Origin of the sequence: Comamonas koreensis (assembly GCF_021026195.1) — a bacterium.
GTDB lineage: Bacteria > Pseudomonadota > Gammaproteobacteria > Burkholderiales > Burkholderiaceae_C > Comamonas > Comamonas koreensis.
In genome coordinates this window covers 325,602-346,896 of the sequence record NZ_JAJNCT010000005.1, presented here as the reverse complement: position 1 = coordinate 346,896, position 21,295 = coordinate 325,602, and the positions used below count along the sequence as shown (strand labels likewise).

Below are 21,295 nucleotides of genomic sequence, written 5' to 3'. Positions count from 1 at the left end.
GGCGACTCTTCTTACTGGCTGCCGCCTGCCACTTGCAAGGCAACACGTTTGACACCGGCCTTCTGCAGGGTCGACATCGTATCGATCACCTTCTGGTAGGTCAGGTCCTTGTCCGCCACGATCAGCATCGCACTGTCCTCAGGCGGGTTGTCCGCTTGCCAGGCCTTGGCCCGGTCGGCCAGATCGCCGGCGGCCACGGTCTGCGTGACATTGCCGGTCTTGAGCTGGATCGAGCCGTCCTTGTCCAGCAGGACATGGGCGATGTTCTTGGTGGGCGGGCGCTCGCTCTTGCCTGCCTTGGGCAGGTTGATGGCGCCCGGCGTCAGCATGGGGGCGGTGACCATGAAGATGATCAGCAGCACCAGCATCACGTCGATGAAGGGCACCATGTTGATCTCGTTGACGGTGCGGCGGTTGCGTTTACCGCGAGAGGCTACGGCCGGCATGGCTGTTTCCTTTGTATTTAGTGCGCTGCGTGCAGCGGCTGGGCGCCCAGGTTGCGCTGCAAGATGTTGGAGAACTCTTCGATGAAGGTTTCCTGCTGGCTGGCGATGCGGTCGATGCCGCTGGAGAAGCGGTTGTAGGCGGTCACGGCGGGAATGGCCGCGAACAGACCCATCGCAGTGGCCACCAGGGCTTCAGCAATGCCGGGCGCAACAGTAGCCAGGGTGATCTGCTCCATGCTGGCAAATCCGGTGAAGGCGTGCATCACGCCCCAGACGGTGCCGAACAGGCCGACGTACGGGGAGACGGAGCCGATGGTGCCCAGCAGCGACAGGCCCGATTCGATCTCGTCCATCTCGCGCTGGAAGCTGGCGCGCATCGCGCGGCGGGTGCCGTCCAGCAAGGTGTCGGGGTTGGTGATGTGGCGCTCGCGCAGTTTCTGGTACTCGCGCATGCCGCTGGCAAAGATGCGTTCCATCGGGCCGCAGGCTTTGACGTTATGCATCGCATTCTGGTAGAGCTCGTTGAGGCTGGAGCCGGACCAGAAGTCGCTCTCGAAGGTCTCATTCTTGTTCTTGATGGCTTTGAGCATGCCGACCTTGCGCAGGATCGTGGCCCAGCAGGCGACCGAGGCGGCCACCAGGATCAGCATCACGAGTTGCACCACCCAGCTGGCGTGCAAGACCAGGCTGGCAATGGACATTTCTTGGGAATTCATGAGGAGATGGTTTGGATCAGGGTTTGAGGAATTCTTGCCGGGCGCATGCTGACAGCGTCGACCCAGCCGATACGAATTGTGCCCTCACACAGCAGTTGAGGTGTATCTGTTGGTTGCTTCTGTTTTAAGAGCACCCGCTGTGTGATCTGCATGGAGGCACGCCCCGCATCTTGGAGTTCGGCGGTGACGATGAGTTCATCGTCCAGGCGTGCAGGTTGTAAATATTTGATAGTCGCTTCACTGACCACGAACATGCCGCCGACCTGCTCGCGCAGGCGCTGCTGCTCCAGCCCGAGCGAGCGCAGCCATTCGGTGCGGCCCCGCTCCATGAACTTGAGGTAGTTCGCGTAGAAGACGATGCCGCCGGCATCGGTGTCTTCCCAGTAAATGCGGATCGGGAACTCAAAGGCCATGGATATAGCCTTTCACATTGGCTCTATAACGAAGAATCAGCGCAGTGCCGCGCGGATCCTCGTGCGAGGATGCTGGCAGAGAGCGGCGCGCAGCGGTCATCATCAGGCCAGCAGCTTGCGCAGCCGGGCAATGGCCTCTTGCAGCTGCGCCATCGAGTTGGCGGTGGAAAAGCGCACAAAGCGGCCGGTGTCATGGCTGCCAAAGTCGCGCCCCGGCGTGATGGCCAGGTGGGCCCGTTCCATCACCGCATAGGCAAAGTCCCAGGAGCCTTCCACACCGAGCTTCCTGGCGGCCTGGCTGCAGTCGGCCCAGGCGTAGAAGGCGCCATCGGGTGCGACCGGCACGGGCAGGCCCAGCGCTTCAAGCGCCGGGATGAAGTAATCGCGCCGGGCCTTGAACTCGGCGCGGCGGCGCTCGTACTCGGCAATGCTCTCGGGCGCAAAACAGGCCAGTGCCGCATGCTGGGCAATGGTGCTGGCGCAGATGAACAGGTTTTGCGCCACGCGCTCGACCACGGGCACCAGGGCTTCGGGCACCACGGCCCAACCCAGGCGCCAGCCGGTCATGTTGAAGTACTTGCTGAAGCTGTTGATCGAGATGATGTTGTCATCGATCGCCAGCGCAGTCTGGCCAAAGGCCTCGTCATAGGACAGGCCCAGGTAGATCTCGTCGATGATGGTCACGCCATCGCGGGCCTTGACCACCTCGTGGATGCGGCGCAGCTCTTGCGGCGCAATCGAGCTGCCCGTGGGGTTGGAGGGCGAGGCCAGCAGCACGCCACGGGTCTTGTCGCTCCAGGCGGCCTGCACCTTGTCGGCGCTGAGCTGAAAGCGCTCTTCCGCCGTGGTGGGCAGCAGCACGGCCCGGCCCTCTGCGGCACTGACAAAGTGGCGGTTGCAGGGGTAGCTGGGGTCGGGCATCAGGATCTCGTCGCCCGAGTCGATCAGCGACAGGCAGACCAGCTGCAGGGCAGCCGATGCACCGGCGGTGATGACGATGCGGCGCGCCGGCACATCGACGCCAAAGCGCTGCTGGTACCAGTCGGACAGTGCCTGGCGCAAAGGCTCGATGCCCAGTGCTGGTGTGTACTGCGTGCGGCCTTCGCGGATGGCGCGGTCGGCGGCCTGCTGCACCAGCGGGGGCGCGGTGAAGTCCGGCTCGCCGATGTTGAGGAAGATCATCGGCTCCGCGCTGCCCGCCACCTTAGCCGCCAGTGCCTGGGCGGCCTTGGCGACCTCCATCACATAAAACGGCTCAATGCGGTCGGCTCGGGTGGCGATTTTCATGGTCTTCGGCTCGGATCAGAGGGCACCCACAGCGTAGGCGGCATGTGGGCCAGCACAGAGTGTGCTATCAAAAGTATAACTGGCGGCGGCTAAGCCCTTAGAAAAAACCGATGCCAGCACGCAGGCATGGGCATCGGTTGTCAGGGCGATCAGGCCGCGTTGTTGCGGTCGGCTGCCACTTCGACGGCGCGCAGGCTCGGGGCCAGCGCGTTGAGCACGGCGTTCACATACTTGTAGCCGTCGGTGCCGCCAAATTCCTTGGCCAGCTCGATGCTCTCGTTGATGACCACGCGCCATGGCACATCCAGGCAGTGCTGGAACTCATAGACGCCAATCCACATGCAGGCATGTTCGATGGGCGAGATCTCGTCCATCTTGCGGTCCAGGTGCGGGACGATCTGTGCATTGAGTTGCTCGGCCGATTCGATGCAGCCGTGCAGCAGCGCGTCGTAATGGGCGGCATCGGCCTTGTGAAAGCCAGCCAGGTCGCGCGTGAACAGGTCGATCTCGGTGGCGCTGTTGCCGCTCAGGATGTACTGGTAGAGCGCCTGCAGCGCGAACTCACGCGAGCGGCTGCGGGTGGACTTGGAGGCAGCCTTGCGCGCGCCGGTGGAGGTAAGGCCCTTGCGGGCCTGGCGCGGAGGGCGCTGGCTGGAGGAGGACTCGCTCTGGTCGTTTTCGTTCATAGTGTTTTCAGCAGATTGGCCATCTCGACGGCGACGATGGCGGCATCGCGCCCCTTGTCGACCTGGCGGGCAATGGCCTGGGCTTCGTTTTCAGTGGTGAGGATGGCGTTGGCAACGGGGATCTGGAAATCCAGGCCGATGCGGGTGACGCCAGCGCCCGATTCGTTGGCCACCAGTTCAAAGTGGTAGGTTTCGCCGCGGATGATGCAGCCCAGCGCAATCAGCGCGTCGAATTCTTCGGACTCGGCCATGGCTTGCAGCGCCACGGGCACTTCGAGTGCGCCGGGTACTTTGACATGGCGGATGTTCTCGGCTTGCACGCCCATGGCGGCCAGCTCCTGCAGGCAGGCCTGGGCCAGGCTGTCGGTGATGCTTTCGTTGAACCGGGCCTGCACAATGCCGATGGCGAGCGCGCTGCCGTCCAGGTTTGCTGCGCTGCCTTTTTCTGCTCCAAACATGTGTTATTCCTTGTTGATGTATCCGGTGATCTCAAGCCCGTAACCGGCCATGCTGGGCAGGCGGCGGGGCGCGCCCATCAGGCGCATCTTCTGCACGCCGCAGTCACGCAGGATCTGGGCGCCAATGCCGTAGGTGCGCAGGTCCATGCGGCCCCGCTCGGGGGCTTGCGCGGCGCGTGCCTTGCCGTCGAACTGGCGGATCAGCTGCGAGGCGCTTTCATTGCAGTTGAGCAGCACGGCCACGCCGCAGCTTTGCTGCTGCAGGTAGGCCAGGCTGGCATCCAGGGTCCAGCTGTGCATGGTGCGGTCGGTCTCGAGCAGGTCCATCACCGACAGCGGCTCGTGCACGCGCACGGGCACATCGTTGTCGGCCTGCACGCTGCCCTTGACCAGGGCCAGGTGCACGGCGTGGCTGGCGTGGTCTTGGTAGAGGTGGGCCGTGAACTCGCCATGCGCCGTTTGCAGCGGGCGGCTGCTGATGCGCTCGACCAGCGATTCGTGGCGGCTGCGGTATTCGATCAGATCGGCGATGGTGCCGATCTTGATGCCGTGCTCGGCGCAGAACAGCTGCAGATCGGGCAGGCGGGCCATGGTGCCGTCGTCCTTCATCACTTCGCAGATGACGGAAGAGGGCGAGCAGCCGGCCAGGCGCGCCAGGTCGCAACCGGCTTCGGTATGGCCGGCACGCATCAGCACGCCGCCATCCACCGCCTGCAGCGGGAAGATATGGCCGGGTTGCACCAGATCGCTGGCCTGGGCATTGGCGGCCACAGCGGCCTGCACGGTGCGGGCGCGGTCGGCAGCAGAGATGCCGGTGGTCACGCCTTCGGCCGCCTCGATGGAGACGGTGAACGCGGTGGACAGCGGGGCGCCGTTATTGGCGGTCATCTGGCGCAGTTGCAGGCGCTCGCAGCGCTCGCGGGTCAAGGTCAGGCAGATGAGGCCCCGGCCCCACTTGGCCATGAAGTTGATGGCTTCCGGCGTGACATGGTCGGAGGCCAGCACCAGGTCGCCTTCGTTCTCGCGGTCGGCTTCATCGACCAGAACGACCATGCGGCCAGCGCGCATCTCGGCAACAATGTCCTCCACCGGAGAGATCGGCGCAGGGATCAGGGGGCTGCTCATGGAATGCCTTTAAAGAACTTGTGTCGTGTCTGCCCGCAGATCTGCGGCGCGTCAGACAGTAAAAACCCCAATTTTAGACCAGCTGCTCCCCGGCTGGGCGGCTTTGGCGCTTCTGGGGACTAGTGTGCCGGGTCAATTGCGGCTGCGGGTGGCGGGCTGGGGGCTTCAGTATTCGCCGCGCAAGAGCACCACATTGCCATCGGGATAGGCCACGCAGGGCAGGATGCAGCCGGCTTCCTTGTCCTCGGCGCTGAGGCCGGGCCATTCGATTTCATAGTGCACGCTGCCTGATTTCAGGCGGCCCACACAGGTGCGGCAGGTGCCATTGCGGCAGGAGCTGGGCCAGTCCACGCCGCCTTCTTCCAGCGACTGCAGCAGGGGTGTGTCTGCCCAGGCATCGACCTGGATGTCTTCGTTGTCGATCTGGGCGTTGTAGAGCTCGGGGGTGATGGGCATGGGGGTGTCGATTCGAAGGGCTTATATCAAAACCATAGCTGCCCAGCCAAGTGTGGTAAGCACTGCTGCCAGGTAGCAAGGATGAGGCCAGTTTTGCTGAAATTGCGGGCAATGTAACACGTGGCTAATAAAAACATGGGCTTAGCGGGTTAAATAGCCCGCGATGCGCAGTTATCCACATGGTTGTTCAGCCATTTTCGGGATAACCCTAGGCGGTACCGGCCCATGTCCCGCTGGCGTCTGTCGCCCAAGCGGCGCGCAAAGCAAATGTGAACACGTACAGTGCGAATGCATCAGGGGCAGCAAGCCTCTTCCAATATTGGGCGCCATAAGCGCCCGCATGGTGTAAAGGTGCGAACGTATGGGTTTGGATTTCAGCGACAAGGTAGCGATTGTGACGGGGGCCGGCGGCGGGCTGGGGCGTGAACATGCATTGGCGCTGGCCCGGCGCGGCGCCAAGGTGCTGGTCAACGACCCGGGCGGCGCGGTGGACGGGCTGGGTAACTCGTCCGCCGCCGAGAAGGTGGTGCGCGAGATCGAGGCGCTGGGCGGCATCGCCATGGCCAGCCATGCCTCGGTGACCGACTGGCCGGCCGTGCAGGCCATGGTGGCCCAGCTGATCGAGCACTGGGGCCAGATCGATGTGCTGGTTAACAATGCCGGCACCTTGCGCGACAAGAGCTTTGCCAAGATGGAGATGGACGACTTCCGCGCCGTGCTGGAAGTGCATCTGATGGGCAGCGTGCACTGCTGCAAGGCCGTGTGGCCCCATATGCAGGCGGCCAACTATGGCCGTATTCTGGTGACGACCTCGTCGTCGGGCCTGTTCGGCAACTTTGGCCAGAGCAATTATGCCGCTGCCAAGATGGCGCTGGTCGGCCTGATGCAGACCCTGGCGCTGGAAGGCGCCAAGTACAACATCCATGTGAATGCGCTGGCGCCGACGGCTGCCACGCGCATGACCGATGGCCTGCTGGCGCCCGAGATGCTGCGCGCGCTGCGGCCCGAGCTGGTCAGCCCCGCCATGCTGGCGCTGGTGCATGAGAGCGCGCCCACGCGGACCATTCTGTGTGCAGGTGCAGGCAGCTTCGAGGCCTCGCACATCACGATGACGCGCGGGCTGCACCTGAGTGCCGACAGCGTGCCGGTCGATGAGATGGACCTGCATCTGTCCCAGCAATGGGCCGCGCTGACCGACCGCAGGGACGACATCGTGCCGGACAACGGCTTTGTGCAGGGCGATCTGGAAATCCGCAAGGCCCAGCAAAAGCTGCACTGAGGCGCCAGCCTGCGTCACGTGTGGGGCGGGCTTTTCTGCAGTGCAGAAAACAACAATGCGGGCAATCGCTACACGTTCTTACCAAGCCGTGCTGCGGGAATCGGGCTAAATCCCGAAGCCCGGTCAGGCTGAGCGTGCAATACTCTGCCAGTCGCCGGGCAACCTGCTATCGTGCAGCCCGGCTTTGACAAGAACAACGCAGATGAACCATATCCAAGAACGTATTGATGCCATTGGCGCGCAGCGCCTGCTGCACATGGGTCGCGGCATCGAGAAAGAAGGCTTGCGCGTGAACGACGAAGGCGCGCTGGCCCTCACGCCACACCCGGCCGCTTTGGGCTCCGCGCTGACGCACAGCAGCATCACGACCGATTTCAGCGAGTCGCAGATCGAGATCATCACCGGCGTGCACCAGGATGTGCAGGCTTGCCTGGATGAGTTGGCCGAAGTACACCAGTACGTCTACCAGGTGCTGGAGGCCAATGACGAGCGGCTGTGGATCTCGAGCATGCCTTGCTCGCTGCCCTCGGATGAGAACATTCCGCTGGGCCGTTTTGGCACCTCGCACATCGGCCGCTCCAAAAGCATCTACCGCATGGGTCTGGGCCACCGCTATGGCCGCCGCATGCAGACGATCTCGGGCATCCACTACAACTGGTCGCTGCCGGGTGTCAGCAGTGAGGCCTACTTCGGGCTGATCCGCAATTTCCGCCGCCAGGCCTTTTTGCTGCTCTACCTGTTTGGCGCGTCGCCGGTGCTCTGTCCCTGTTTTGTGCAGGGCCGCCCGCACCAGCTGCAGCCGTTGGGCGATGGCCAGGGCGCATTGCACCTGCCGCATGCCACCTCGCTGCGCATGGGCCGCCTGGGCTACCAAAGCGATGCCCAGGCCTCGATCAGCGTCAGCTACAACAACCTCAAGGGCTATGCCGATTCGCTCTACGGCGCCTTGACCCAGCCGTACCCGGCCTATGAAAAGGTGGGCATACTCAACCCCGGTGGCGAGTACAACCAGCTGGGCACCAGCCTGCTGCAGATCGAGAACGAGTTCTACGGCACCATCCGCCCCAAGCGCACGGTGCAGCGCGGCGAGCGCCCGCTGCATGCGCTGCGCGAGCGCGGTGTCGAATACGTCGAAGTGCGCTTGATGGACATCAATCCCTTCGACAGCATGGGCATCTCGGCCCCGACGATGCGCCTGCTCGACATCTTCTTGCTGCACTGCCTGCTGAGCGACAGCCCGCCTGATTCGCCGGCCGAAATCGCCGAGATGAAGCACAACCAGCACATGGTGGCCGAGCGCGGGCGTGAGCCGGGCCTGCAGCTGCAGCGCCAGGGCAAGGAGGTGCTGCTGACCGACTGGGCCCAGGAGGTTCTGCAAGCCTGCCAGCCCATCGCTGCGGCGCTGGACCAGGCCCATGGCAACACCGACTACAGCCAGGCGCTCAAGCACTCCCAGCAGCTGCTGGCCCACCCTGAGCAAACGCCATCGGCCCAGGTGCTGGCGGCGGTCAGCGAGCAGTTTGGCGCCTCGTTCAAGGCCTTTGGCGCTGCCCAGTCGCAATGGGCGCGCGAGCAGACCTTGGCCCGCCCCTGGAACGACGCGCTGACAGCCAAGTACCAGCAACTGGCGGCCAAGTCGATCCAGGCACAAAAAGACATGGAAGCGGCCGACACCGGTCCGTTTGAGGAATGGCGCCAGTGCTATATGTCGCCTGAGCACCTGGTCGTGTCCTGATGGATCTGATGCCCTAGAGCCCGCTGCTGCGGGCTTTTTTGTTGCTGGCATACCGCAGCGGATGGGGTCAGAATGCAAACGTTTGCATGCGCCTGGGTGCTTCTGATTTGATAGCTTCCCGCGTTGGCTATCATTTGTCCGACATCTTTTGGTGTTGATTTCTCGTATTGTTGTTCCATGGCGCATTTCTCTTCCGACCGCAGCTGGCGCACTTTCAAGCGTGGCCTGCTCAACCACTATGTGCTCAACGGGCTGGAAGTGGCACTGGGCCTCTTTCTGGTCACGACCCTGGTGCAACTGATCTGGGGCACCCAGCATGCGGCGGCGGCCTCGGTCGGCGTCATCGTCACCATCGTGGTCGACAACCCGGCACCGCGCCGGGGCAAGTTTTGGCGCATGCTGCCTGCGCCTTTGCTGGGCGCGCCGCTGTTTTTCATGGTGCAGCTGATGCACCAGCACCTGGTGCTGCTCGGCCTGGTGGCCGTGGTATCGACCTTTCTGGGCTTTTTGTGGATGGCCTGGGGCAAGCGCGGCGCGCCGATTGCGATTGCCGTGGTGCTGGCCATGGTGCTGGGCATGTCGGTGCCCAAGCCAGCCGAGGGGCAGCTGCTGGCCGCAGCGGCCGAATCAACGATGTTCTTCAGCATCGGTGCCAGCATGTTCCTGGTGTATGCGGTCATCGCCAACACCTTGCTCAATTTCCGCTACCGCGTGCAGTTCATTGCCGATACCGTGCTGTCGCTCGCTGCCTTGATGCTGGAGCAGGCCCGCATGGTGCTGCCCGAGGCGGCCCGCCATGTCGGGCTGGAAGGCGAGACGGTCGATGGCGAAGCCTATGGCGACAACCTGGCCGACCGCAATTTTGGCAAGTTCTCGCGTGGGGGCGCACCCCAGCAGCACATGGGCCAGTTGATGGCCCGCCACGCCGCCTTTGCCGACCAGCTGCAGGCCGCCCGTGACATTGTGCTGGAGAGCCCGCGCACGCCACGCCGCCAGCGCCTGGCCGGCATGCTGATGCAGATGCTGGAGATCCGCGACCACCTGCTGGCCTGTGAGCTGGACCTCGAGCATTTGCGCAAGGCGCCCGAGCAGGCGCCGATGCTGCTGGCCCAGCAGGCCATGCTGCGTGCGCTGGCCATGGAGGTGGTGCACCTGGCCGACAGCCTGCTGCTGGGCCGCAAGCCCCGGCCGATGAGCAATCTGGATGCCTTGCTGCGCCCCATGCAGATGGCCAGCCAGCTGCCGGTGCAGCGGCTGGAGGAATCGCTGCCTGACCACTACGACACGGATGTGTCACCCCAGGCGCTGTCGCGTGAGCTGAGCGAGCGCATTGTGCGCATCCATGAAGAGGTCAACCGCTTGATTGGCCTGGGCCGCGATGAGATCGAGCCCGATCTGGCCGTGGTGCGCGCGAGCTGGCAGATGTTTGTCAGCCCCACCGCCTGGTCCTGGACGCCGTTCAAGGGCCTGATGAGCTGGGATGCGCCTCCCTTGCGCCATGCGATCCGTGCGGCGCTGGCCATTGCGGTGGGCTACCTGGTGGTGCAGGTGCTGCCCTGGAACGCCCATGCCTACTGGGTGCTGCTGACGATTGTGGTGGTGCTGCGCGGCAGCTTGGCGCAGACGCTGGAGCGGCGCACGGTGCGGGTGCTGGGCACCTTGCTGGGCTGCGTAGCGGCGCTGGCCATCCTATCAGCGCATCTGTCACCGCTGGGCTTGATTCTGTGCCTGACCCTCGCACAGGGCGTATCGCACGGCTTTGCGCTGCGCCGCTATTTGTTCACTGCGATGGGCGCCACGGTGCTGGGCCTGGTGCAGGCCCATATGCTGCATGCCGGTGGCAGCACCACCTTCCATATGTTCGAGCGCGTGGTCGATACCTTGATCGGCACCGGCATTGCCTGGGCCTTTGCCTATGTGCTGCCGTCCTGGGAGCGCTCGCAGCTGCCGGCGCTGGTGCAGCGCGTGCTCAAGGCCCAGGCAGCCCATGCCAGCACCTCGCTGGCGGTGGACCAGTTGCAGGCCGTCGACAATGCCCCGGAGCTGGCCTGGCGCCTGGCACGGCGCGAAGCTTATGACAGCCTGTCCGCGCTGATCCAGGCCGTCGACCGTTCGCTCAAGGAACCACGCGCTGTGCAGCCACCGCTGCAGGCGCTGGAGCTGTTCCAGGCCCATTGCTACCAGCTGCTGGGCCAGATGTCCTCGGTCAAAATCATGCTGATGATGCGCCGGGGCCAGACGCCATCGCCCTTTGCGGTGCAGCAGCTCAAGGACACGGCCGCCACCATCGATGCCTGTCTGCTGCAGGCGCCACCGCTAACGCCTGCCGGCGAAGGCGAGGCCCAGCGCCCGGCCAAGATGCCGGCGCCCGAGCGTGTGCCGGGCCCGGAAGACCGCGACCAGCTCATTCCCTGGCTGATGCGGCGCCTGGCCACGGCGCGCATTCTGGCCAGCCAGCTGCAGCAGGATGCGGTGCAGATCCGCCAGCTGCTCGCGCGCGAGGAGACCTTGCCGCCGGTGCAGGCAGAAGCTGCACAGACGGCATCTACGTAATGGGTTCAAGCCAAGAGGCGAGGGTTTAAGGCTGCAGCGCTTCCAGCGCGCATTCCTGCCAGTACATCGCCGCAGCAAAAAAGCCTTCCCAGACGCAGCCATTGCAGCCCCGGCCACAACAGGTGGTAGGTGCTTCCGGCGGCTCGCGCAGGCTGATCTGCCGGGCGCTGGCACTGGCCTGCAGCGCGGCAAAGCACTGGCGTGCCTCGCGCAGGCTGCTGAGCGCCTGGATGCTGGGAAGGGCAGTGTTCACTGCTCGGGCCGGGGTGGCACGGCCTTGCGGCGCAGGCCAAAGCGCAGCACAAAAGCCGCGCCCAATACCAGGGAAAACCAACCCACTGCCGGAGCCTTGGCGAAAACTCCCTGCACAATATCGCCCTGAGCAACATAGGGCGAGACCACGATCACCAGCCCTATCAAGACCAAGATGATGCCTTTGATGAGCAGGTCCTGATCGGATTTGCGCTGCGCATCCCACTGGCGTTGAGATAAAGAAGACATGGCAGCATTATCCGGCACAGCGCGTCTGCGTGCGCACCGCCTGCCTGCCATTCCCCCCGAAAGCAAGAGTATGAGTATCCAATGGTTCCCCGGGCATATGCACCTGACGCGCAAGCTGATTGCCGAGCGCATCAAAGACATCGATGTGGTCATCGAGGTGCTGGATGCGCGCATGCCAGGATCGAGCGCCAACCCGGCGCTGACTGAGCTGACCGGCCACAAGCCCACGCTCAAGATCATCAACAAGCAGGACATGGCCGATGCCAGCCGCACCGCGCAATGGGTGGCCTGGTACGAGGCCCAGCACGAAACCAAGGCCTTGCCGCTGGATGCCAGTGAGCCCGCTCCGGCCAAGCGCCTGGTGGAGGCCTGCCGCCAGCTGGCGCCCGGGCGCGGCGGCCTGGCCAAGCCCATGCGCGTGCTGATCTGCGGCGTGCCAAATGTGGGCAAGTCCACCCTGATCAACAGCATGAGCGGCAAGGGTCAGGCCAAGGCCGGTGACGAGGCCGGTGTGACCAAGGACGAGCAGCGCATTGTGCTGGCCGATGACTTCTACCTCTGGGACACCCCCGGCATGCTCTGGCCCAAGATCATCGTGCCGGAGACGGGTTACAACCTGGCGGCCTGTGGATCGGTGGGCCGCAATGCCTATGACGACGAGCTGGTGGCGCTGGAGCTGCTGCTGTACCTGCAAAAGCACTACGCCCGCCAACTGGACGAGCGCTACAAGCTCGGCCTGGGTGACGAAGAAATGGCAGCGCTCACGGATGACGAGCTGCTGACCCTGATTGGCAAAAAGCGCGGGGCGGTGATGAGCGGCGGGCGCATCAACATGCAAAAGGCGGCCGAGTTGCTGATCACCGACTTTCGCACCCAGATGCTGGGCCGCATCACCGTGGAGACCCCGGCAGAGTTTGAGCAATGGCGCGCTGCCGGCGAGGCGGCTGAGGCCTTGCAGCAGGCCAAGAAGGCCGAGCACGCCAAGCACCGCAAGGCTGGCCGCAAGCGCTACTGATCCGCGTATCGCTCCAGCGGCGGTTTTGGCCGCCGTTGGCGCGTTGCTGCGTTTTATGCGCACAAAGCCGCGCAAAAGAGTCCGAAGCCAGCGGTTGGCGGTCAGTTTTATGCAACAGCCTGCATATGGGGCTTGCGTAATCAACAAATTACCGCTATAGTCCAGCCTTCGTCTTCTTATCGCTGCAGCAACGAATGACCTTCTGCAGCGCACCATTGGGAGTTTTTGCTATGTCCTGTTTCATGTTCAACCCTCTCCACTGAACACGGTTTCTGCCCCGGCTAAACCATGTTCATATGGTTTAGCCTTGGCCCAGATCGCCGCCTGCACCACTGCAGCCGGGATCGACAAAAGCCCTGGCTACTTCGCCGGGGCTTTTTGTTTTGGGGTTTTGCTGCGCCAGCCACCAGGCCATCGGCGCGCCAGGCCCCTGAGGAACCGCACAGATGAGTGCAAAAACTGTTTCCCGCGCCTTTGAAGAGGGCCGGGTCAAGGCCTTGCGTCGCATGAAGCAACCTATCGCGTTGCTGATCGTGGCCGATGCCACTCCTTTCAACCCTGTTGCCAAAGCCATGGCCCAGCGGCGTCTGTCCGGCGCTGCGGGCAAGCACATCCGCAGCCAAGGCGCCCAGCGCCGTGCCGACCGGATGGCCTTGCAACAGATGACGCGCCGCGCCGACCCCGGGGATTGAGCCACAGCGCTGGATGAAGAGAAAATCAGATGAAAGAAATGAAAACCTCCCCGGAGCTATTGCTTCGCGTACAGATGCATGAGCGTCAGCAAAACCTGCAGGCCATTGCGGCCCAGCTGAAAACCGAATTGATCGGTATTGATGACGTGATTGACCGTGTGACGGGCGCTGTGCGCGCCTGGTATGTGATGCCCCAGCTCATTACCCGCCCCGTGATCGTGTGCCTGTGGGGATTGACAGGCACGGGCAAGACCCAGCTGACGCGCCGCCTGGCGCAGCTGCTGGGTTTTTATGATCGCTTTGTCGAAGTCCAGATGGACGGCTTCAGCCAGAACGGTGACAGCTATGGCGCATCGACCATCTCCGGCACGCTCGAGAGTGCGGGTTTGGTGGAGGGTGCGCCGGGCATCCTGGTGCTCGATGAGTTCCAGCGTTACCGCACGGTGAGCAGCCGTGGCGATGACAGCAAGGTCGAGCGCTACCAGGATGTCTGGGCCTTGTTGTCGGATGGCAAGCTGCCGCCCGCCTTGTCGGAGCTGCACAGCATCGAGCGCAAGCTGGCGGACGCGCTCTATGACGCCGAACGGGCCGAAGAGGACGATGCGCAGGAGCGGCACAAAAAGCAGAAGATGCGCTACAAGATCGATGCCTGGGACGCGCAGGCACTCAAGCGCAGCCTCAAGCTCGATGCGCCGTTGCTCGAGATCATGCAGTGGAGCAATGACTACATTCACCAACTGCTGATCCAGTTTCGCAGCTCCCAGCAATCCTGGGAGACCGATTACAGCAAGCTGCTGGTCTTTGTCTGCGGCAACCTCGATGAGATGTACACGGAGACGGCCAGCCGCGTTGAGGACTGCGACACCGATGCCGACATTTTTCACCGGCTCACCAGCCGCTTGTCGCTGATCGATGTCAAGCGTGCGCTGGCCGAGCGCTTCAAGCCCGAGCAGATCGCGCGGCTGGGCAACCAGCATGTGATCTACCCGTCGTTCAGCCGCTCGGCCTACGAGCAGCTGATTGCAACGACGGTGCACAACTATGTGCAGGGCATTGAGGCCAACTGTGGGCTGCGATTTGTCATCGGCAGCGATGTGCTGGCGCAGATCTACCAGAACGCCGTCTTCCCCACCCAGGGAACGCGGCCGCTGTTCTCGTCGGTGCACACGATCCTGTCGAGTGCGCTGGTGGATGCGGCGCTGTGGGCGCTGGAGCAGGGCGCGCAGGCGGGCCAGCAGTTGCAGGTGCAGATGGCCGCTGGCGCGGCGCAGCTGCAGGTGCATCTGGCGCTGCCGGATGCAGCTGCGGTGCTGCAGCAGTGCTTTGCCGTGCCGCTGGATCTGAACAAGGTCAAGCAGCGCACCAGCGCGGATTTCCGCGCGCTGCTGGCGGTGCATGAGGCGGGGCATGGCCTGGTCTATGCGCTGCTGTTTGGCCGCACGCCGCAGGAGCTGAAGATCAATATCGCGACCTTTGAAGGCGGCTACAACAGCTTTACCGAGCTGCAGGCAACATCGCGGCGCAATATGCTGGACATGGTCTGCGTGGGCCTGGCCGGCCGCGCGGCCGAGCGCCATGTGTTTGGCCAGGAAGCCTGTACCACCGGGGCCGAGCAGGACATCCTGCAGGCCACGGCGGATGCGGCGCGCTACCTGCGCCACCTGGGTTTTGGTGCGCGCCTGTCGCGCACCGATGTGGCCCAGGAGCCGGGCGACAACACCAATACCGAAGTGGCACCCACCAATGCCGGTATGGAAGCCTTGCTGCAAGCGCAGATGCTGCGTGCGCAGGACCTGCTGGTGCAGCACAACGCCTTGCTGATGGCGATGACCGCCTTGTTGCTGCGGGAGGGCCTGATCAGCCCGGCCGCGATGGCGCAGCTGTGTGCCGCGCATGGCCAGGTGGTGCAAGCCAGTGCGGCGCAGATCCCGGATGCCGCCGAACAAAAATGGGTGTTGGAGCCCTATGCCGACATGCTGGCCAAGCACGATCAGCGCCCTCTGATGGCCTGATTGCGCGAGCTTTTAGGCAGATGTTTTTACGCCGCCCGCTGCAAAGCTGGCGGCGTTTTTTATGGGCGCTTATCGGGCCTTGGCAGGGGTGCTGGCATCGGCGCCCTTGCCGGTCAGCTGCCGCACCGTGAAGCCCTGCTTTTGCAGCAGCTGCAGCAGGTTGTTGTCGCCCACCATGTGCAGCATGCCCACCGCGATGAAGAGCTTGGGCTGCGCCGCAATCATCGCTGGCAGCCGCTCGGCCATGCGCTGGTTGCGGGTGTCGAGCAGGGCCGCCTGCATGCCCACATCGCCCAGGCATTGGCAGTCCTGCATCAGCTGCTTCAGCGCGGCCAGGTCACCGCTCTCCCAATAGGTGGCCAGCTGCTGGGCCACCTGGCGGTTCTTGCCGCTGTCGATATCGTCCAGCGCCTTGCGGATGTCGTCGGGCGTGGCCAGCTGCGCGGGCACGCCCTCGCCGCCCAGGCCCATGGCCAGCAACTGCTCCTGCGCCGTCTCGATGGCCTGCACCGGTCTGCCGACGGCATGCGCCATCGCAGCCAGGTTCAGGTCGATGCCGTAGGCCGGGTGGTAGCCGCTGCGCGCCATGTCCTGCATGCCGAGCGCGATCAAGCGGGCCAGGGTGGCGGCATTGGTTTGCCAGGTGCTCTGGTCCACGCAGGATTCGAAGGCCATGCGGCCCATGCGCGTCTGCAGCTCGGGGTTCTGGCGCATGACCAGCTTTTGCCGGTCACTGTCTTCGCGCATCGCCTGGGTCAGGGCCTTCAAGGTGGCGGGGTCGACCGGGTCCAGCTCCAGCGCAATCGCAGGGGCGGCGCGCAGCGCTTGTGCGGTGCGCGGGCCGGGAAAGATCCAGGACAGTTGGCCCACATGAATGCTGCCCCAGAGATAGGCGAGATCATCGCCTTTGCGCAGTTCCCAGAGCACGCCCCGGTCCGGGTGGGGCTTGCGCGATTCCGCCTGGTAGACCGCTGGATCCTTGACGGCTGGGGCTGGGCAGGACGGCCGGTCCAACTGTGCCAGTTGCGGTGCTGGCGCGGCTGCCGACGTGCGTGCCTGGGCGGCATGGCCGCCGGCCAGCAAGGCCAGGCCCAGCAGCAGCTGTGGCAGCAGGCGCAGGCCGCGTGCGGGCCGATGGGGGAGAGGCGAGAGGGTTGCTGAACGCTGCAAAACGGGCTCCAGATCATGGCCGCAAGGCCTGGCGTTTGCGCGAGCCCTTGCAGCGACTAAGCCTTAGCGCTGCGCCTGGGTATCGAACCAGCGGCGTGCCAGCCGATCCCAGAACTTGGCGCCCAGGGCGATGTTGTTGTCGTTGAAATCATAGCCGGGGTTGTGCAGCCCAACACCTGGCTGGCCATCGGCACCATTGCCGATCCAGCCGTAGGCGCCAGGCACTTCTTCGAGCATGAAGCCAAAATCCTCTGCCGTCATCGCCGGCAGCACATCGGTGTGGGCATGCGTGTTGCCCACCATCTCGCGCATCACCTCGCCCATGAAGAGCGCCTCCTTGCGGTGGTTGGTGGTGTTGGGGTAGCCGGGCTTGATGATGACTTCGGCGCTGGCAAAGTGCGCCTCGGCGATGTGGCTGGAGACCCGGTGCAGGCCATCGATGAGGAACTGCTGCGAGGCCAGGGTCAGGTTGCGGCAGGTGCCGTAGATGCGGGCCTCATCCGGGATGATGTTCTCCACCGTACCGGACTCGATCTTGCCCACGGTCAGCACGGCGGCATCGAGCGGATCGGTGCCGCGCGAGACCAGGGTCTGCAGCTGGCCGACGATGGAGCAGGCCACCGGAATCGGGTCCACCGTGGTGTGGGGCAGGGCCGCATGGCCGCCCCGGCCGCGCACCACAATCTCAAAGCGCAGCGCCGCCGCCATGATGGGGCCCACGCGCACCCCCATCTGGCCTTGCGGCAGCGCAGGCCAGTTGTGCAGCGCAAACACCGCCTGGCAGGGAAACCGGGTAAACAGCCCGTCGTTCATCATCGCGCGGGCGCCGGCGCCGCCTTCTTCACCGGGTTGAAAGATCAGGTGCACGGTGCCGTCAAAATCACGCTGGCCGGCCAGCAGCTCGGCCGCACCCATCACCATCGTTGTGTGGCCGTCATGGCCGCAGGCATGCATGCGCCCTGGGTACTGGCTGATATGGCCGAACTGGTTGGTCTCCTGCACCGGCAGTGCATCCATATCGGCACGGATGCCGATGGCAGGCCCGGGGGTGCTGGCATCGCGCCCCCGTCCGTAGATGCTGGCCACAATGCCGGTGGTGCCCAGGCCGCGCACCATGGGGATGCCCAGCGCCGTCAGATAGGCTGCGATCTTGTCGGCAGTGCGGTTCTCTTCGTACTTCAGCTCCGGGTGCATGTGCAGATCGCGGCGGAATGCGGTGAGCTGGTTGATATTGGGGGCTTGGTCTTTGTCGATGTACATGGCTTTATTTCCTCGGATCGCGGGCCGCAGCCGGACGGGTGCTGGCATCGATTATGCGGCTGCCGAAACGATCCATGTGAGACAGCCCTGGCAGCTATTGTCACCTCGGTTGGCTGGCTCAGAGGCTGTTGCCCTAAGGTGTGCAGCGATATTGAATGTCTGCTGCGAATATTTTTATGGATATATAAATTTTTCTGATAAAAACTCTCAAATCAGCATTGTTGCAATGGGGTGTTTTCGGGAGGAGATATTGGCATGAAGATAAATTGGTGGAGAAGTATTGGAATGGGTGCGTTGGTGCTCGGTGCATCGGGGGCATATGCGCAAAAGAGCTACGCGCCACAAAATGGCACCTGGGTGGTGAGCAGTGAGCTCGATGGCAAGCCGGGTCGAGGATTGGCGCTGGATGTGCAGTTTGGCTCAATGGTGCTGCAGTTGTATGCCTATGAGCCAGACGGCTCGCCCACTTTCTATATGGCCAGCGGTAATTTTGAGATGACCGTCGGCACCCCTTTTGTCGCGCCTCTTAAACGTTATGCAGCAGGGCGTTACTTTGGCAGTGGTGCACGCGATGCCCAGGAGTTGGATACGGCAGGCCAGGTAAGCGTTGTTTTTGACAGTGCCACAACAGCTACCTTGACCTTGCCGGGCGAACCACCGCTCCGTATCCAGCGCTTTTATTTTGACAACCCACTGATCCAGCCAGGCCAGCGCGCGGTTTTTTACTTGGGCCCTATCTCGGAGCCAGAAGCAGAGCCGAGGCTTGCCACGCTGGAGATGGATGTGCAAGGCGTTGCCCATTTTCAGTACCCGCGCTTTGACCGGGAGGCCAGTGCATGGCGTGACAACCGCTGGCCCTGCAAAATGGTGCCCGCGCGGCAAGCCATGGTCTGTGAGCGACTGAAGGACGATGGCGAGCTGCTGGACCGGGTGGTTCTGCAGCGCTACCTCCAGGAAATCGTCGGTGTGCTGGAGACCGAGCGGAACAGCGAAGCTTTCAAAGGCCCCTTGCTGTATGTGCATGGCAGCGATCAGAGCTTGCAGACACAGCCGCTTGACACTTCCGCAGCCGCTGCATCTTCGGGGCCCGTTCCAGGCGTTGTTCCCGACAGCGGCACCTGGGTGGTGACGGAAGAAAAAACGGGCCGACCTGGCCGGGGGCTCAGCATTGATGCGCAAGGCAGTCAGGTGCTGGTGCAGGTCTTCAATTACGGCAGTGATGGCAAGCCCACCTTCCACATGGGCGTTGGCCCGTACCTGCAAGCTGCGGCGTCTGTGCCCTTGAAGCAATACCGAGGCGGCCGGTCCCTGGGCGGGCCTGCTGCATCGGGCGTTGAGACGGGCGAGACCCAGACCTTGGGCCTGCAATTTGACAGCGCGACCAGCGGTTGGGTGCAGTTCCCAGGTGAAGCGGCCAAGCGCATTGAGCGCTTTCAATTTGGCGTGAACCATTGGTTTGTAGCGGCAGATCAGCAACCGCTGATGTACCTCCAAGGTTTATGGTCCGCTGTGTCGACCAATCCCAAGCTGGCGCTGCAGTTTGAACTCCATCCTATGAACTGGCAACCGGGCAAGCAGCCGCCCACCTCGTATGACACCTGGCCCGAAGTTGGCTCCAGCGCCAGCGTCAAGTGCCGGTACGAGCAGACCCCCGACGGCAACGTACGTTGCGCGGTGACCGGAAAGCGAATGGGCGTAGATCCTGAGTTGGAATACCGCTTTGCCCTCAGCTACCGGGGACAAAGCTTGGCCACGGTCTATCAGCTGCAGACAGACAAGTCACTGCTGCTGTTGGGGCAGGTGCCCTTGATACGCAGAAGCAATTCGTACACCGCTTTCGGCGTGGGCATAGGCTTGCCCAGAACGTATTGATCTGCCGATGGGCACTGACAACAAGGATTCGTATGACGCATTGGTGTAGAAAAACGCTGTTGCTGCTGGGTGCTGCGACAAGCATGTCTCTCGTCTGGGCTGGTCGTGATTTCACCCCGTTATCGGGCACCTGGGTGATCGATGCGGAGCTCGATGGCAAACCTGGGCGTGGCCTGGCGATCGATGTGCAGGGCGATACCGTGGTGCTGCAGGTCTATGGCTATGAGGCCAGCGGCGCGGCCACCTTTTATATGGCGTCTGGCCCTATGGTTGGTAACGGCGCCGTGCTGCCTCTGCAGAAATTCCAGGGCGGCACCGCATTGGGTGGCCCGGTGCGCGACGCGGAACTGGCCGCGAATGTGGGCAAAGTCCAGCTGCAATTTGCCAATGGGGTGCAGGGCAGCATCCAGCTGCCGGGGGAGTCTGCCTATGCGATGCGCCGCTTTGTGTTCAACGGCCAAGGTGATCTGTCGGTGCCCAATCCTTCCCGGCGCTTTGCGCTGGCAGAGCTGGGCAGCGAGAACCAGCCGCTGAACCTCTGGTTCATGGATGTTGTGCCCACCGGGCAGCTCACGCTGCGCAGACCATCCCCGGCTGCAGAATGGAATCTGCAGTGCCAGCCTGCCGATGACCAAGGCACGGTGGATTGCATCGCCGATGCATCCTCATCTACCCCGCGCATCCGCCTGAGTTATCAGCAATTTCTCTATGACGCCAGCGCATTGCTGGAAGTCGACGGAGAGCCGGCACGCAGGCTTGTCGGTGCGTACATGCGTACCCGCACGCCTGCAAGAATTCCTACTAATGGCGACAGAAACTGGTACTCGGCCTTGCAGGGTTTTGATGCAGAACAACGCCTACCGGAGCCGGGAACCTGGATCATGCGCGACGAAAAAACCGGCAAGCCCGGTCGCGGTATCAGCCTCGATGTGCAGTTTGGTCAGGCCCTGATGCAGGTCTTCAATTACCGGCCCGATGGCAGCGCGATCTTTCATATGGGGTCTGGCGAATTCTCTCAATCGCGCGCCAACATTGCGCTGAAAACCTACCGAGGGGGGCGCTATCTGGGTGGGCCTTGGCAGTCGGCGACGGAAGCCTCTGATGCCGGCATGGCCGTCATCAATTTCGACCGTTTGGACAGCCGCAAGGACATGAATGAAGGCTCGATCCGTCTGCCTGGAGAGCCTTTGCGCGTGATGGAGCGCTTTGAGATGCAGCCCACGCGGCCCGCGCTGAGCAGCTTGATGGGGGACTGGGTATTCAGCCACAGCCTATCTTCCAAGCCAAGGGTCGTGGCGCTGAACGTGGTCAAAGGCCAGTCGTTGACCAATGCAGCAGGCGATTTTGAATGCCAGTTCACGCCGTTGCTGACCGACACCGTGGTGGACTGCAGCAGCACGCCTGGCGACGGTGCGCAGCCAGAGCGTTTCAGCTTTCCTTTCAGCTTCCAGGGGCGCAGCGCCATCAGGAACAGTTCCTATGGCATCGCCTTCCGGGTGCGAGACCGCCTGGGCAACCTCACCGGGGTAGGGCCGCTGGTCAGGCCCTGACCTTGCAAACGAGGGCCTGCCCCTGCCGCTGGAGTCTGATGCAAGCTTGGCGGTGGTGGGCGGCTTCTG

20 protein-coding genes are annotated in these 21,295 nt (G+C 63.4%); 8 read left to right on the top strand and 12 right to left on the bottom strand.

Annotated elements, in window-relative coordinates; genetic code table 11:
• Window positions 1-11: 11 nt before the first annotated feature.
• The 8 genes from LPW39_RS03655 to LPW39_RS03620 all read right to left on the bottom strand — a co-directional run bounded on the left by LPW39_RS03655 (window position 12) and on the right by LPW39_RS03620 (window position 5,587).
• Complete coding sequence (locus tag LPW39_RS03655) at window positions 12-446, bottom strand: ExbD/TolR family protein (RefSeq protein ID WP_133858040.1); 435 nt, start codon at window positions 444-446, stop codon at window positions 12-14.
• 17 nt (window positions 447-463) lie between these two features.
• Window positions 464-1,162: a protein TolQ gene (gene tolQ, locus LPW39_RS03650; protein ID WP_133858039.1), complete on the bottom strand. Its 699-nt coding sequence runs from the start codon at window positions 1,160-1,162 to the stop codon at window positions 464-466.
• Window positions 1,159-1,575 carry a tol-pal system-associated acyl-CoA thioesterase gene (gene ybgC, locus LPW39_RS03645; RefSeq protein ID WP_133858038.1) on the bottom strand — a complete coding sequence of 139 codons (417 nt, stop codon included), beginning with the start codon at window positions 1,573-1,575 and terminating at the stop codon, window positions 1,159-1,161. The genes tolQ and ybgC overlap by 4 nt, the downstream gene beginning before the upstream one ends.
• Before the next feature lie 102 nt (window positions 1,576-1,677).
• Entirely contained in the window at window positions 1,678-2,862 is a 1,185-nt protein-coding gene (locus LPW39_RS03640; RefSeq protein WP_230771412.1) for a pyridoxal phosphate-dependent aminotransferase, read from the bottom strand.
• 149 nt (window positions 2,863-3,011) lie between these two features.
• Window positions 3,012-3,548: a transcription antitermination factor NusB gene (gene nusB, locus LPW39_RS03635; protein WP_230771410.1), complete on the bottom strand. Its 537-nt coding sequence runs from the start codon at window positions 3,546-3,548 to the stop codon at window positions 3,012-3,014.
• Window positions 3,545-4,006: a 6,7-dimethyl-8-ribityllumazine synthase gene (ribH, locus tag LPW39_RS03630; protein ID WP_230771409.1), complete on the bottom strand. Its 462-nt coding sequence runs from the start codon at window positions 4,004-4,006 to the stop codon at window positions 3,545-3,547. Before ribH ends, nusB begins: the two co-directional genes overlap by 4 nt.
• Window positions 4,007-4,009: 3 nt before the next feature.
• Window positions 4,010-5,131 carry a bifunctional 3,4-dihydroxy-2-butanone-4-phosphate synthase/GTP cyclohydrolase II gene (ribBA, locus tag LPW39_RS03625; protein ID WP_230771407.1) on the bottom strand — a complete coding sequence of 374 codons (1,122 nt, stop codon included), beginning with the start codon at window positions 5,129-5,131 and terminating at the stop codon, window positions 4,010-4,012.
• A gap of 165 nt (window positions 5,132-5,296) precedes the next feature.
• Window positions 5,297-5,587 carry a 2Fe-2S iron-sulfur cluster-binding protein gene (locus LPW39_RS03620; RefSeq protein ID WP_133858033.1) on the bottom strand — a complete coding sequence of 97 codons (291 nt, stop codon included), beginning with the start codon at window positions 5,585-5,587 and terminating at the stop codon, window positions 5,297-5,299.
• A gap of 361 nt (window positions 5,588-5,948) precedes the next feature.
• Here LPW39_RS03620 and LPW39_RS03615 point away from each other — a divergent pair, with 361 nt between their 5' ends.
• The 3 genes from LPW39_RS03615 (at window position 5,949) to LPW39_RS03605 (ending at window position 11,154) form a co-directional block, all read left to right on the top strand.
• Window positions 5,949-6,866 (top strand): SDR family NAD(P)-dependent oxidoreductase, encoded by a 918-nt coding sequence (locus LPW39_RS03615; RefSeq protein ID WP_230771405.1) that lies wholly within the window; start codon window positions 5,949-5,951, stop codon window positions 6,864-6,866.
• A 202-nt stretch (window positions 6,867-7,068) separates the two neighbouring features.
• A complete protein-coding gene (gshA, locus tag LPW39_RS03610; RefSeq protein ID WP_230771403.1) occupies window positions 7,069-8,601 on the top strand; it encodes a glutamate--cysteine ligase in 1,533 nt (510 codons plus the stop codon).
• A 177-nt stretch (window positions 8,602-8,778) separates the two neighbouring features.
• A complete protein-coding gene (locus tag LPW39_RS03605; protein WP_230771401.1) occupies window positions 8,779-11,154 on the top strand; it encodes an FUSC family protein in 2,376 nt (791 codons plus the stop codon).
• 25 nt (window positions 11,155-11,179) lie between these two features.
• Here the strand turns inward: LPW39_RS03605 and LPW39_RS03600 are convergent, their stop codons facing one another.
• Both LPW39_RS03600 and LPW39_RS03595 read right to left on the bottom strand, forming a co-directional pair.
• On the bottom strand, window positions 11,180-11,407 hold the full coding sequence (locus tag LPW39_RS03600; protein ID WP_230771399.1) for an oxidoreductase-like domain-containing protein: 228 nt from the start codon (window positions 11,405-11,407) through the stop codon (window positions 11,180-11,182).
• Window positions 11,404-11,655, bottom strand: a complete 252-nt coding sequence (locus LPW39_RS03595) for a hypothetical protein (protein WP_021027316.1) — start codon at window positions 11,653-11,655, stop codon at window positions 11,404-11,406. The genes LPW39_RS03600 and LPW39_RS03595 overlap by 4 nt, the downstream gene beginning before the upstream one ends.
• Window positions 11,656-11,725: 70 nt before the next feature.
• Here LPW39_RS03595 and ylqF point away from each other — a divergent pair, with 70 nt between their 5' ends.
• The 3 genes from ylqF (at window position 11,726) to LPW39_RS03580 (ending at window position 15,374) form a co-directional block, all read left to right on the top strand.
• Complete coding sequence (gene ylqF, locus LPW39_RS03590; protein WP_230771397.1) at window positions 11,726-12,670, top strand: ribosome biogenesis GTPase YlqF; 945 nt, start codon at window positions 11,726-11,728, stop codon at window positions 12,668-12,670.
• A gap of 446 nt (window positions 12,671-13,116) precedes the next feature.
• The gene (locus tag LPW39_RS03585) at window positions 13,117-13,362 is read left to right on the top strand and encodes a hypothetical protein (protein ID WP_133858027.1); all 246 of its coding nucleotides are present in this window, start codon (window positions 13,117-13,119) and stop codon (window positions 13,360-13,362) included.
• 29 nt (window positions 13,363-13,391) lie between these two features.
• A complete protein-coding gene (locus tag LPW39_RS03580) occupies window positions 13,392-15,374 on the top strand; it encodes an ATP-binding protein (RefSeq protein WP_230771395.1) in 1,983 nt (660 codons plus the stop codon).
• A gap of 69 nt (window positions 15,375-15,443) precedes the next feature.
• Here LPW39_RS03580 and LPW39_RS03575 read toward each other — a convergent pair whose 3' ends face one another.
• On the bottom strand, window positions 15,444-16,544 hold the full coding sequence (locus LPW39_RS03575; RefSeq protein WP_230771393.1) for a TraB/GumN family protein: 1,101 nt from the start codon (window positions 16,542-16,544) through the stop codon (window positions 15,444-15,446).
• Between the two features lie 63 nt (window positions 16,545-16,607).
• Window positions 16,608-17,804: a M20 aminoacylase family protein gene (locus tag LPW39_RS03570; protein WP_230771391.1), complete on the bottom strand. Its 1,197-nt coding sequence runs from the start codon at window positions 17,802-17,804 to the stop codon at window positions 16,608-16,610.
• 255 nt (window positions 17,805-18,059) lie between these two features.
• On the opposite strand from LPW39_RS03570, the gene LPW39_RS03565 reads away from it, so the two are divergent.
• Complete coding sequence (locus LPW39_RS03565) at window positions 18,060-19,676, top strand: hypothetical protein (protein ID WP_230771389.1); 1,617 nt, start codon at window positions 18,060-18,062, stop codon at window positions 19,674-19,676.
• A gap of 83 nt (window positions 19,677-19,759) precedes the next feature.
• Window positions 19,760-21,226 (top strand): hypothetical protein, encoded by a 1,467-nt coding sequence (locus tag LPW39_RS03560; protein ID WP_230771388.1) that lies wholly within the window; start codon window positions 19,760-19,762, stop codon window positions 21,224-21,226.
• Window positions 21,227-21,295 lie beyond the last annotated feature (69 nt).